Here is a 13089-nt window from a genome sequence, read left to right as displayed (position 1 = left end):
GGCTGTGCTCAGAAAAATTTCGGGGCATGATTTATTTTGTCAGATAATGGCATAGGAGAGATAGTAGATAGTAGGTTGAGGGCGTGCCGGCTAAGAGTGTAGCAGGAGGTGAAACAAACAGCACGGTTGTTCGCCAGGTATAAAAAAGCCGGATAGCCTGTTAGTTTGCTATCCGGCTTTACACTTTCAAAGATAACCAGTGCGTTTAGTTTGCTTTGGTTTCTTTAACCCATGTATTAATTTTTTCTTCTAGTACTGAAAGCGGCACCGGGCCATCTTTTAGCACTTCATCGTGGAAGCCGGCAAACGTGAACTTATCGCCCAGCTCCTGTTGCGCTTTGTCGCGCAGCTCCATAATTTTAAGTTTACCAATCATGTAGGCAGTAGCCTGACCGGGTAGGGCAATATAGCGCTCAATCGCTTTAACAGAGTCATTTTCAGGGTTTGGCGTATTCTTTTGCAGATACTCAATGGCTTCTTCGCGTGACCACTGCTTATCATGAATACCGGTATCAACTACCAAACGGCAGGCACGCCACAATTCCATTGCCAGACGGCCAAAGTCGGAGTAGGGGTCTTTATAAAAGCCCATATCTTTAGCCAGCTCTTCACTGTATAAGCCCCAGCCCTCAGTATACGCTGTTGCGCTCAGGAACTTCTGGAACATCGGTACGCCTTCCAGCTCCTGGGCAATTGCACGCTGCATATGGTGGCCCGGAATGCCTTCATGGTACGCCAGCGCTTCCATCTGATAGGTAGGCATATCTTTCATGTCGTAAAGGTTGGCGTAATAAGTGCCCGGGCGGCTGCCATCCTGCGATGGACTTTGATAAAACGCTTTACCTGCAGATTGCTCGCGGAATGCTTCAACACGCTTTACGATCATATCCGCTTTCGGCATCAGACCAAAATATTCTGGTAATGCATCACGCATTTCATCAATGTGCGCTTTGGCTTCTTTAAGGTAACGGTCACGGCCTTCCTGCGTATTTTCGTAATAAAATTGCTCATCATTACGCATGAAAGTAAAGAATTCCTGCAACGTACCGTCAAAGTCAACTTCTTCCATGATGTCTTTCATCTGATTATGAATACGCTTCACGTTATCCAAACCAATCTGATGAATTTCATCAGCACTTAACTCTGTGGTGGTGTAGTGAGAAAGGCGGTTGTCATACCATTTGTCGCCATCGGGTAAGCGCCATACGCCATCACCTTCCGGCGTCATTTTCTGCTGTTCTTCAAAGGCTGCTATCAGATCATTGTAAGCAGGTTTAACTGACGTTAGCAGCGCTGCTTTCGCTTCTTCGCGTAAGTTTTGCTTTTCTGACTCATCGATATCCAGTGCATCAACTTTTTTGTTAATGTCTTCCCAGATTGTTGAGGGCTCATCACTGTCATCAAATGGCGCACCGGTCGTGACATTTTTGGCCGCCTGAATCATTTGATCATATGACCAGTCAGGCGGGAACACGCCAGCCTCTTCCCGTAATTTCATCTGATCAATAACCTGACCGAACATATCATCCACCTTATCCAATCGACTGATATAGGCCTGTGCGTCTGATTTATCTGCCACACGGTGGATGTTGATGAGGAAGCTGGGAACCATGGTGTGCGGTCCACGGAATTGATTTACTACATACGTATGGTGGCGGAACTCATCGTTTTTCAGATTAAGTTCCAGCTGATAGCGATATAATTCAACACTCAGTTTTTCTTTGTCCGAAAGTGCTTCGGTATCAAAATTCTCAAGTTCTTCCAAACGGTTTTTAGCGATAGAGACCGCTTTATCATTGGCCTCTTCACTGAAATCATCCCACTCGCCATAGTCCCACTTGTAGCCAAGGTAGCTTTGATAAAGAGGCGATCGCTTCAGGTCTTCCTCAAAAGTGCGCTCGAAAAATGCATTGAGACGCTCTGATTCACTCTGGGTATTTTGTGAAGCCTGTTCGTTTTTCGATTCTTGTTTAGCGCTGGTTTGCTGGGTATTTTCTTCGGCCGGTGAGCACGCCATCATTGTGGTAACTGCAAGTGCAATAGCCCCCAGTTTAAACTGTGTCTTCATTAGTATCCCTCATATGTTGTTTATTTTATTTATTTGCTGGTTGCGGGGTTTGCCGTGTAAAGGTCAGGTAAACCACGCGTATTCTTATTGTGCTGCGATAACCATTTTTCTCTGACCTGCTCAAGCGTGGCCAGCATTGATTTATTGTCCCAGTCAGTATGCCCATTGCCGTATGCAGATTCCAGCATCTGATCGATGAATGGTTGTAATGGTGCAGTCAATGCATTATCGGCGGCGCGCGACGGCGGGTTTTTATCAAAAATCTGTTTCATCCACTGTCGTAATCCTGATTGGGTTGCAGCAACATCCTTTTGGGATATAGCTACCTTGACCTGGTTGAATGCCTCTTTCTCAGCACGTGAAGCGGGCAATTTATGCTGCGTCTGGCGTTGGGGAGCAGCACGAAGCTGGCGCCGATAATAGCTAATGACAGCGATCAGGGTAAGCAGCAGCAAAATGGAGAAGCCTCCGAAAAACCATGTCAGCGGGGTGAGACCCTGATAAGCATTGCGTGAGTCAGTGTCACTAATGGCATTGACTACCTGATTATCGGTGGTTGGTTGTTCCCGCGTTGTATCAGGCAGCGCAGACTGCTGTTCATTATTTGCTGCTTCCACGGTCACCGAGCGCGCCGGGATTGTGGCGTAGGCTACCTCTTTCGTTTTTACATTAAACCAGGGAACTGTCACCTCTGGCAGCACAATTTTGCCCGGCGACGTGGGAATGACCGCCATCGACTCCACACGTTGTGCGATCAGCTGATCGTCCCGGTCAACCGTTGCAGTGCGTGACTGGTCAGGGTAGGTTTTAAAGCCGGGCGGGTAGCGTACATCAAGCTCAGGAAGCTGCTCTTCCACCACACCGGTTGCAGTTAAAGTCAATGTCCGGGTGATGGGTTCACCCACTACAAACTCGCCGTCTTGTGGCCATTCTTCATACAGCTCAACGCGTTCACTGGGGAGCCAGTCATCAGATACAGCGTCAGGCTTTGCTTCTACATTCACCAGGATATCGGCACCCAGCCGGTTAATGGTCTGGGTTCTGTTAAAAAAGCCAAAGCGCTGGTTAGTATCGGGCGCCAGCACTTCACCGGTAAATACCGGGCCCCGAATTGTCAGTTCGCCTGACCGCTGTGGAATGATGGCGTATTTGCGCTCAATAATTTGGTAGCGTCGACCATTAACGAGATCCACAGACCGTTCATCCTCACCAATTTGACGGACGATACCTTTTTTCAGCTCCGGTGGTGTCAGGCTGCCGCGCTCGATGTCAGTGGAAAGATATAATTTCAGGGTATAAAGAATTTGCTGATTGACGTAGACCGATTCGTCATCGACTTCCGTGGTCAGATAGTAATCCCGGGCGGGCTGTGAACCATCAGAGGCATCCGGTACTGCAACGACTTCAATGGTCACCGGCTGTGTTTGCTGCCCTTCTATATCGAATGAAGGAATAGTAAATGTCCCTTCTTTTCTGGGAAACAAGGTGGTGGTCCAGGATGTTGACTGACTTCGCTTTCCGTTTATCAGACTGGTACGGTTACTGGTCGAGGTTCTTCCTACCACAAAATCGTTAAGCAGCGCAGAGCTGTCAAATGCGTCACGGCGTGGGTCACCATAGGCGGTAACCGTCAACCGAACCGCTTCATCTACCATTACCTGTGTTTTGTCTACTTCTGCCTCAACCCTGGAGGTCTCTGCATGTACTGCCGCGGACAAAAGCAAACAGACCATTGCAAAAAAATGTATTTTCATTACCAGTCACTCCGATCTCTGGGGGGGCGACGCTGTTGACGTTGTTGTGCTTCAAGCTGCATCTTTCGTTTTAACAGATAGGCAGGATCATCGGGGATGCGCCTTTTAAGGTTTTCAAGTCTTTCCATATTTTCTTTTTCCGCATCGGTCAGTTCAGCGGGCCCGGCAGCCTGTGTCTGTTGTTCGTCCTGTGGTTGTTGCTCACCCTGTGATTGAGACTGATTCTGCTTATCGTCCATGGACTGCTTTTGCTCATTGTCACTTTGTTGATCATCGGATGCGTCTTCGCGTTGCTTTTCAGTATTTTGCTGCTCATCAGATGGCGGCTGGCTTTGACTGTTTTCAGTCCCGGACTGTTCCTGAGGATTGTTCTGTTCAGACGACTGAGCCTCACCGTCCTGCTTGCTATTTTCGCCGGATTGATTCTGCTGTGATGGCTGCTGATCGGCGTTCTGAGAAGACTGGTTTTCATCGCTTTCGGCGTTATCATTTTGCTGTTGCTGTTGCTGTTGCTGTTGCTGTTGCTGTTGCTGTTGCTGTTGCTGTTGCTGTTGCTTTAGCATTTCTTCAACCAGCGCTTTATTTTCCTTCGCTTCAGTATAATCGGGGTTCAAAGACAGGGCTTCATCGTACGCCTCGATAGCAGACTCGTATTGCTGAAGGTGAGCCAGGGCATTGCCCCGGTTATAATGGCCTTCGGGGGTATTGACCTGACTAAACTGCTGGGCAGCCTGTTCGTAATTGCCCGCTTTGTACGCTGCGGCGCCCTTGAGCGCAGCAGACTCAAAAGTTTTCGCTGCTTTGGAAAACGCATCTTGCTGGTAAAGCAAATCGCCCTGTTGATCAGCATTATTGAATGCTTTTTGCCACCAGGATAACGTCGTATCCTGGGTCTCCTGTGCAAGCGCTTTATCCGGAGCTGTTACAGTCAGCATCAAAAATAAACAAAAAATCACGCCTCGCCGAAACAGCATTGCCAATACCGGAAGACAAAGGACGATTAAAAAGGGGCCCATTTCCCGCCATTTATCACCACTGGTACGCAGCTCACCTTCTTCAGCATCAGTATCGTTGGTCTGAACACTGAGTGTATTAGCCAGTGCATTGACGTCCTGATCGCCTGCAGTAATGGGCACATACTTACCACCGGCGGCGCCGGCAAGTCGGGCAAGACGATTTTCGTTTAGTTTGGGGATGACAATCTGCCCGGCGCTGTCTTTAAGCAACTCCCCTCCTGCCTGCGCAATGGGGGCGCCTTCTTCAGTACCGACACCAAGAATATGTACTGTGAAAGGGGAGTCACTGACAAAGGACTGAAGCTCCGCCATCTGATCATTTTCCACGCCGTCGGTGATCCAGAAAATACGACCTGTTTGGTAACCTGCATTTTCCAAAAGATCTGAAGCGGTGAGAAATCCCGAGAGCGGATCGCTGCCGGGAACCGGCATAATTTCCGGGCTCAGGCTGGGCAGTAAGCTGGCGAGGTTCCGGTAATCAGCGGTAAGCGGGCTGATGGTATAAGCATCCCCGGCATAGGCGACTAAACCGGTTTCTCCCTCATTAATCAGTTTGACCAAATCGATGGCTTTATATTTGGCCCGGGTAAGTCTGTCTGGTGAAATATCCGTTGCTCGCATCGACATCGACATATCGATAACAACCACCTGACCAGCTTTTAGTTGATAAACAGGCTGCGGCAAACGTTCCCAGGTCGGGCCGGCCAGCGCCAGCGTGGTAAGTAGCCAGAGCGTAGCCATGCTTTGAGGTAAAAAGTTGGAAATTTGTTTATCACGGCCGCTGACCATCTGTGAATAGAGATGGCCTGCAATGATCCCTTGCCACCCTGACTGTTGCTGACTCAATCTGCGATATAAATACACCAGTATCAGTAAAGGAATAAGCAATAACAGCCATTGAGGGCGGATAAAGTGAAAATCCTGCCAGGGAATAGTCATGATGGTTCCCCCCGGTACTGTTTGAAACGATTGGTCAGTGAAAACAGGACGCTCCCTAAAACCAGCAAAATACTTATCATTAAGGCTGCTGCCAGCGGATAAAAATACAGCGCAGACAGCGGACGCATTTTCTGTGTATCGCCTTTAACTGGCTCAAGCTCGTCAAGTCTTTGGTAAATTTGCTCCAGCTCGGCGGTATTTCGCGCCCGGAAATACTGGCCTCCGGTCGCCGAAGCGATATCGCCGAGCATTTCCTCATCTAATTCCTGCGAAGGGTTAACCTGTCGACTACCGAAAAAGTTTTCTATTACCATACTGTCGGCCCCAACGCCGATGGTATAGACCGTCACATCATTGGCAATAGCCAGTTCTTTGGCCTGTTGAGGCGAGATATTGCCTGCCGTATTCTGGCCATCAGTAAGCAGTATCAATACTTTATTTGTTTGCTCTTTTTCATCAAGGCGCTTAACTGCCAGGCCTATAGCGTCACCGATAGCCGTGCGTTCACCAATAAGCCCAATGACTGCCTCATCAAGAAGCTGTGCAACGGTTTGCCGATCAAAGGTAAGCGGTGCCTGCAAATACGCCGTATCAGCAAACAATATCAATCCAAGTCGATCAGAGACACGCCTGTCGATGAAGTCGCTCAATACGGATTTAATCATAGTGAGCCGGTTAACCTGCTGACCATTTATCTGCATATCACCAACTTTCATACTTCCGGACAGATCCACTGCCAGCATCATCTCTCTTCCTTCGTTAGGAATACTAACCGGCTCGCCCAGCCATTGCGGCCGCGCTGCAGCCAGTACACATAAAATCCAAATCAACCAGAACACACCATGCAGGGGGCGACGGTTTGTCACAGACGGACCCGACGATGAGACCGTTTTTAAGTGATGCGGGATTTTTAATGCGGCCTGCTGCTGCCTGGCTTTAGCTGGCAGAAGTCTAATCAGTAAGGGGAGCGGCAGAACAAATAGGGCATACCACCAGGCAAACTCAAACATGCGCGGCCTCTTGGAATGAGGCGCTAAATCCAGGGCGCTTGAACCGGGCTTTTTTAAGCCAATTCAGCGATGCTTGCTGGCACGTTTTAAATAATGCCGGATCAGGTTTTGCTGGTTGATACAGCATATCCTGTAGCTGGTTCAGTGCCATTGCCATCTCTGGTTGGTGACGTGTCTTTACTCTGCTGACCATAAACTGCGTCCATCGCTGACCATATAAACCGGACAACGAGTGAGCAGGGTAATAGGCCAGTGCAGCACGCTTGAGTACCTGATTCATCTGACTTGGCCAGGCGTTATCACTGTCGCTAATCTGTTTGATTTCAGTGATAGCCTGACGTTGTGCCAGTGAAAAGCGACGCTGTCTGATCCAGAAAAATATTGTCAGACTGAGCGCAACGATGACTATTGCACCGAGTACCCACCAGCCCCAGGCAAGAGGCCAGACGTCTGCCGACACTTTGTGTATATCGTTCAGCTGGGAAAGCAGTGATTCTTGTTCATTCATGCGTCATTAACCTGCATTGACTAATTGCTGATCCAGGGGAAGGCCGGCACTAATATGCTGAAGACTGACACCTGTCTGTGCCAGCCATGCACTGATGTGGTCAAAGTGCACCCGCTGATTATCCTGATACTGCCTGGTAAGCTGGCGGTTACCCAGTTGCCAGGTTTGCCGGCTGGTGCCATCGGTAACGACCACCTCTCGCTGACCATTAGTCTGCGGAAGTGTGGACTCAAGCGGGTCCGTAACCATCAGGGCTTTTACCTCACAATGCCGGGAAAGCTGTGCAATGTGCTGAGTGGCGGTGGTACTAAGCTGATTAAAATCTGAAATAATGTAAACAAGGCTACCCGGGCGCGCGAGGCGGCGCGCACGGGCACAGGCATCTTCGAAGGCGCTTTCCTGATGGGAAGAGGCGGTGAGTGCAGCGGATTGCATTTGAATGAGTTGATGACAAATCGCCAGCACCGCCTTACTGCGGGTCATTGGCTTACATTCATGATGGTGTGTACCACCAAAAATTAAGGCGCCAACTTTGTCACCGCGCTGAGCGGCCGCCCAACTGATGAGCGCTGTCAGATGCGCGGCCTGAATACTCTTTAGCAGCAGTTGTGTGCCAAATTGCATTGACTCAGATAAATCGCAGAGAACAAATACCGGCCGCTCGCGTTCCTCACGGTAAATTTTTGTATGGGTTTTGCCTGTGCGCGCCGTCACACGCCAGTCTATTGCCCTGATGTCGTCGCCTGGCTGGTAGTGTCTGGCTTCATCAAACTCCATGCCGCGACCCTTGTATTTACTCAGGTAGGCGCCCGACACGCCGGCCTGTTTTTTGGCCGTAGGTGCGAGATTAATCAGTTTATATAGCTGCCGGTATCGCAGCAATTCCTGCGAAGCAAGGTGAATACCGTCGGACTGAAGCGCCTTCAGCCAGCGTGTTGAATCATTCATCGCTATCTAAGGCACCGCTACAAGCTGGATGATGCGATCCAGCACCTGGTTTGTGGTGATGCCCTGCGCCTCGGCCTGATACGTCAGAATAATACGATGACGCAACACATTGTGTACCACGGCCTGAATATCATCCGGCCCAACGAATTCACGTCCGGCGAGCCAGGCATGCGCACGGGCGCAGCGGTCCAGAGCGATTGTGGCTCGGGGACTCACCCCGAACTCAATCCAGTTTGCCAGCTCATCGTCAAGGTTGGCAGGCTGGCGGGTCGCTATTATCAGCTGTACCAAATAGGTTTCAAGCTCCGGCGCCATATGCAATGCCAGTGCTTCATCACGGGCTTTAAAAATATCTTCCTGGGTGAGTTTACCGGGTAGGAGTGGGGCCTGCTTTAACGCTTCTCCCCGGGTAAGTTTCAGAATGTCGAGCTCCGTTTCGGCGCCGGGATAGTCTATTTCCACGTGCATCAGAAAACGGTCAAGCTGCGCCTCGGGCAACGGATACGTGCCCTCCTGCTCCAGCGGGTTCTGGGTCGCCATTACCAAGAACAGCGAGGGCAGGGGGTACGTCTTACTACCTACCGTAATTTGCCGTTCGGCCATCGCTTCAAGTAACGCCGACTGCACTTTTGCCGGTGCACGGTTGATCTCATCGGCAAGCATCAGGTTATGAAACAGCGGCCCTTGCTGAAAAACGAACTCACCGGTCTCGGGTCGGTAAATGTCTGTACCGGTTAAATCGGCCGGGAGCAGATCGGGAGTAAATTGTACGCGGTGGAAATCGGCCTCCATACCATTTGCCAGTGCATTAATAGCACGGGTCTTGGCAAGTCCCGGCGGGCCCTCTACCAAAAGGTGGCCATCTGCAAGAAGGGCGATTAGAAGACTGCGGGTAAGTTGGTGCTGGCCAATAATCTGAGAATTCAGATAGGCATGGAGTTGCTGAAACTGCGCTGCTGCCATAATGTAGTTAATCCGTCACTTGTGGCGTATAAATAAATAGTTAGCGAAAAATTACGCTGTGAAACACAGACAATGAATGTCATATATGGTTCAAGAAAGGTTCTTCAAGTCCTTACCAGCAAACTACCATAGAAATACTCATTGTTATTAATAATGATGCAGCGTTGATTGCTCTGCAGGCGAAATGAATTAAGCAATACGTGTCGTGCTTCTGAGCCGGCGCCTGCGACCTCTGGAAGGAGGAATTTGCTATTTCGATGATAGTCTGTAAAATCGAAATAATTACAGGTCAGACCACTTAAGTGTGGCTAACAAGTCAGGTAGATTATGGCGACTAAACAAAAAGTAACAACACGTTCAGGCGATCGCATCGCGATTGTTTCGGGACTTCGCACACCTTTTGCAAAAATGGCAACCTACTTTCACGGCGTTCCGGCCGTTGACCTAGGTAAAATGGTAGTCAATGAGCTGCTGATACGTAACGGCGTATCGCCTGAACTGGTTGATCAGGTGGTGTACGGTCAGGTTGTGCAGATGCCCGAAGCGCCTAATATCGCCCGAGAGATTGTACTAGGCACCGGCATGAATGTTCACACTGATGCATATAGCGTCTCACGTGCCTGTGCGACAAGTTTTCAGTCCACGGTAAATATAGCCGAGAGCATGATGGCGGGAAATATCCATGTCGGTATAGCTGGTGGGGCAGATTCAACCTCTGTGTCGCCGATTGGCGTATCAAAAAACCTTGCCAGGGCATTGGTCGATATGCAAAAAGCCAAGACTGTAGGTCAGAAGGCGAGTATCTTCAAACGGTTGTCGTTTAAAGACTTATTACCTGTGCCACCGGCGGTCGCCGAATACTCCACTGGCTTGTCAATGGGACAAACCGCAGAACAAATGGCTAAGAGTCATCATATCGCCAGAGAAGATCAGGATAAACTGGCGCACCGCTCACATACCCTGGCCGCGAAAAGCTGGGAAGAGGGCAAACTGGACGATGAAGTCATGACCGCGTATGCCGAACCGTATAAAGGTGCGCTAAGTCGTGATAATAACGTGCGCTTCGACTCCAGTCTGGAAGGTTATGCTAAGCCTAAGCCTGTGTTTGATAAAAAGCATGGTTCAGTGACCGCGGCCAACGCAACGCCGTTGACCGATGGTGCCTCCGCAGTATTGATGATGACAGAAAGTAAAGCTCGTGAACTTGGTTATACGCCGCTGGGGTATATCAAAAGCTACGCGTTTTCAGCAATAGATGTATGGGAAGATATGCTGATGGGGCCGTCCTATGCCACGCCTATCGCTTTGGATCGCGCAGGTATGACGCTTAACGATCTTACCCTGATAGAAATGCACGAAGCCTTTGCCGCTCAGACTCTGGCGAATATCAAAATGTTTGCCAGTGATAAGTTTGCCCGCGAAAAACTTGGCCGCGAAAAAGCAACCGGCGAAATCGATATGGATAAATTTAATGTGATGGGAAGTTCAATTGCCTATGGGCATCCATTTGCCGCCACTGGTACCCGAATGATTACCCAGATGCTGAATGAGCTCAAGCGCAGAGGAGGTGGCACGGGTCTGCTAACCGCCTGTGCAGCTGGCGGACTTGGCGCCGCAATGATTGTGGAGACAGAATAATGACCGAACAGACAACCACTATGGAAAATGAACAGCCATCATCTGCAAGCGCATTTACGCTTACCCGTCAGGACAACGGTGTTGCGATACTGACCATGGATGTGCCGGGGGAGTCGATGAACACCCTCAAAAGCGAATTTGGTGAACAAATCAACGCGATGCTGGATGAAATTGATGCTGATAAAAGTATCAAGGGCGTCGTGCTCGCCAGTGGCAAGAAAAAATCGTTTGTAGCCGGTGCTGATATATCAATGCTGGCAAAATGCGAAAGCGCAGCAGATGCACAAAAGCTAGCTGCCGATGGCCAGGATGTGTTCAATCGAATCGAGAAAATGCGGGCAACATTTGTCGCAGCTATTCACGGCCCTGCTCTGGGCGGCGGTCTGGAGCTGGCGTTGGCGTGTCATTACCGGATTTGTACTGATGATGATGCTACCCAGGTGGGGTTACCGGAAGTGCAGTTGGGGCTTTTGCCCGGCAGCGGCGGAACGCAACGTCTACCTCGTTTAATTGGTATCCAGCAAGCAATGAAAATGATGCTTACTGGTTCCTCTGCTCGCGCTAAGCAAGCGAAAAAATATGGCATCGTTGATGACGTGGTACCACAGAGCGTACTGCTGGATGTGGCGCAAAAATATGCGTTAAAACGTAAGCCGGATCGCGAGAAGCCTCAAAAAGGTATGCTGAATAAACTGTTGGAGCAAAACAGTTTTGGGCGCGGTGTGGTGTTCAAAAAAGCCAGAGAACAAACGCAGGGCAAAACGAAAGGTAATTACCCGGCGCCGATGAAAATTATTGATGTCATCGAAACCGGTATGAATGATGGTATGGCGGCAGGGCTGCGCGCAGAAGCCAAAGCCTTTGGTGAGCTGGTAATGACTCCAGAATCTTACCAGCTTCGCCAGATTTTCTTTGCCACGACTGAAATGAAAAAAGAAAACGGCGTTGAGGGCGTCGAACCACGTAAAGTGAAAAAGGCCGGAATCCTCGGTGGTGGTCTGATGGGTGGTGGTATCGCCTATGTAACGGCTACAAAGGCGAACGTGCCTGCACGTATCAAAGATATCAAGCCTGAGGGCATTGCCCATGCAATGAAATACAGCTATGACCTGCTAAATAAGAAAGTAAAAAAACGCTATATGCGTAATTCTGAGATGCAGAAGCAAATGGCGCTGTTGACAGGTACGCTTGATTATAAAGGTTACCAGGATGCTGATATCGTAATAGAGGCGGTATTTGAAGATGTATCTCTGAAGCAGAAAATGGTTGCTGACATTGAAGCACATTGCAATGAAAAAACAGTGTTTGCGTCAAACACCTCCTCTATTCCTATTGGTCAGATTGCTGAAAATGCTCAGCGACCAGAAAATGTCATTGGTCTGCATTATTTTTCACCAGTAGATAAAATGCCTTTGGCTGAGGTTATCGCGCATGACAAGACATCTGATGAAACTATCTCCACCACAGTAGCGTTTGCCAGAAAGCAAGGTAAAACTCCTGTGGTGGTGAAAGACGGTGCGGGATTCTACGTCAATCGCATACTTGCGCCTTACATGAATGAAGCAGCAAACTTGTTGCTTGAAGGCGAACCTATCGATCATATTGATAAATCGCTGGTCAAGTTCGGTTTCCCTGTGGGCCCTGTAAAGCTGCTGGATGAAGTAGGTATTGATGTTGGGACTAAGATCATTCCTATTTTGGTTGATGCGTTTGGTGATCGCTTCACTGCACCCGCTGCTTTCGACAAGGTGTTAGATGATGGCCGTAAGGGTAAGAAAAACGGCAAAGGCTTCTATCTTTACGAGGGTAAAAAGTCAGGTAAAGAAGTTGATGAAAGTATATACAGTCTTCTGAATATAGAGCCGTCTTCTTCGAAGAGCGAAAAGGAAATTGCCGAGCGATGCGTGCTGATGATGCTGAATGAAGCTGCCCGCTGCCTGGATGAAGGGGTCATCAGAAGTGCACGGGATGGAGACATCGGTGCGATTTTCGGTATTGGCTTCCCGCCATTCCTGGGTGGTCCATTCCATTATATGGATTCAATTGGAATTGATAAGGTGGTTGATAAACTTTCTGATTATGCACAGAAAGTCGACGAAAAATTTGCGCCCTGTGAATTGCTGACATCTATGAAAGCGGACGGTAAAACGTTTTATTAATGTTGATGCTGATGTGTTAAAAAAGCCGGCTTAAGCCGGCTTTTTTGTATATGAGTTAGCATGGGTCTAAACGCGCAGAAAAATTC

9 protein-coding genes are annotated in these 13089 nt (G+C 49.2%); 2 read left to right on the top strand and 7 right to left on the bottom strand.

Features of this window, described 5'->3' with window-relative positions:
- Positions 1–205 precede the first annotated feature (205 nt).
- From HHX48_RS05455 to HHX48_RS05425, 7 genes are read right to left on the bottom strand one after another with little or no spacing between them, the layout of a single operon-like run.
- Positions 206–2068 (bottom strand): DUF885 domain-containing protein, encoded by a 1863-nt coding sequence (locus tag HHX48_RS05455; protein ID WP_191022983.1) that lies wholly within the window; start codon positions 2066–2068, stop codon positions 206–208.
- 29 nt (positions 2069–2097) lie between these two features.
- Entirely contained in the window at positions 2098–3822 is a 1725-nt protein-coding gene (locus HHX48_RS05450; RefSeq protein WP_191022981.1) for a BatD family protein, read from the bottom strand.
- Entirely contained in the window at positions 3822–5777 is a 1956-nt protein-coding gene (locus HHX48_RS05445; protein ID WP_191022979.1) for a VWA domain-containing protein, read from the bottom strand. Before HHX48_RS05445 ends, HHX48_RS05450 begins: the two co-directional genes overlap by 1 nt.
- Positions 5774–6787: a vWA domain-containing protein gene (locus HHX48_RS05440; protein ID WP_191022978.1), complete on the bottom strand. Its 1014-nt coding sequence runs from the start codon at positions 6785–6787 to the stop codon at positions 5774–5776. The genes HHX48_RS05445 and HHX48_RS05440 overlap by 4 nt, the downstream gene beginning before the upstream one ends.
- Positions 6780–7295, bottom strand: a complete 516-nt coding sequence (locus HHX48_RS05435) for a DUF4381 domain-containing protein (RefSeq protein ID WP_191022976.1) — start codon at positions 7293–7295, stop codon at positions 6780–6782. The genes HHX48_RS05440 and HHX48_RS05435 overlap by 8 nt, the downstream gene beginning before the upstream one ends.
- 6 nt (positions 7296–7301) lie before the next feature.
- Complete coding sequence (locus HHX48_RS05430) at positions 7302–8243, bottom strand: DUF58 domain-containing protein (RefSeq protein WP_191022974.1); 942 nt, start codon at positions 8241–8243, stop codon at positions 7302–7304.
- Positions 8244–8249: 6 nt separating this feature from the next.
- Entirely contained in the window at positions 8250–9206 is a 957-nt protein-coding gene (locus HHX48_RS05425) for an AAA family ATPase (protein ID WP_191022972.1), read from the bottom strand.
- Positions 9207–9533: 327 nt separating this feature from the next.
- Between HHX48_RS05425 and fadI the strand changes: the two genes are divergently transcribed.
- Together fadI and fadJ are read left to right on the top strand one after the other, a co-directional pair.
- Complete coding sequence (gene fadI / locus HHX48_RS05420; protein ID WP_191022970.1) at positions 9534–10844, top strand: acetyl-CoA C-acyltransferase FadI; 1311 nt, start codon at positions 9534–9536, stop codon at positions 10842–10844.
- Positions 10844–13003, top strand: a complete 2160-nt coding sequence (gene fadJ / locus HHX48_RS05415; RefSeq protein WP_191022968.1) for a fatty acid oxidation complex subunit alpha FadJ — start codon at positions 10844–10846, stop codon at positions 13001–13003. The genes fadI and fadJ overlap by 1 nt, the downstream gene beginning before the upstream one ends.
- Positions 13004–13089: the final 86 nt, after the last annotated feature.

The sequence above is a fragment of the Salinimonas profundi genome, from assembly GCF_014750655.1.
GTDB classification, from domain to species: domain Bacteria; phylum Pseudomonadota; class Gammaproteobacteria; order Enterobacterales; family Alteromonadaceae; genus Alteromonas; species Alteromonas profundi_A.
This window is presented reverse-complemented; position numbering and strand designations above follow the sequence as displayed.

Excerpts from the sequence above, each read along its gene's own strand:
- fadI (WP_191022970.1), top strand. The coding sequence starts at position 9,534 with ATGGCGACTAAACAAAAAGTAACAACACGTTCAGGCGATCGCATCGCG.
- HHX48_RS05425 (WP_191022972.1), bottom strand. The coding sequence starts at position 9,206 with ATGGCAGCAGCGCAGTTTCAGCAACTCCATGCCTATCTGAATTCTCAG.
- HHX48_RS05450 (WP_191022981.1), bottom strand. The coding sequence starts at position 3,822 with ATGAAAATACATTTTTTTGCAATGGTCTGTTTGCTTTTGTCCGCGGCA.
- fadJ (WP_191022968.1), top strand. The coding sequence starts at position 10,844 with ATGACCGAACAGACAACCACTATGGAAAATGAACAGCCATCATCTGCA.
- HHX48_RS05440 (WP_191022978.1), bottom strand. The coding sequence starts at position 6,787 with ATGTTTGAGTTTGCCTGGTGGTATGCCCTATTTGTTCTGCCGCTCCCC.
- HHX48_RS05435 (WP_191022976.1), bottom strand. The coding sequence starts at position 7,295 with ATGAATGAACAAGAATCACTGCTTTCCCAGCTGAACGATATACACAAA.
- HHX48_RS05430 (WP_191022974.1), bottom strand. The coding sequence starts at position 8,243 with ATGAATGATTCAACACGCTGGCTGAAGGCGCTTCAGTCCGACGGTATT.
- HHX48_RS05445 (WP_191022979.1), bottom strand. The coding sequence starts at position 5,777 with ATGACTATTCCCTGGCAGGATTTTCACTTTATCCGCCCTCAATGGCTG.
- HHX48_RS05455 (WP_191022983.1), bottom strand. The coding sequence starts at position 2,068 with ATGAAGACACAGTTTAAACTGGGGGCTATTGCACTTGCAGTTACCACA.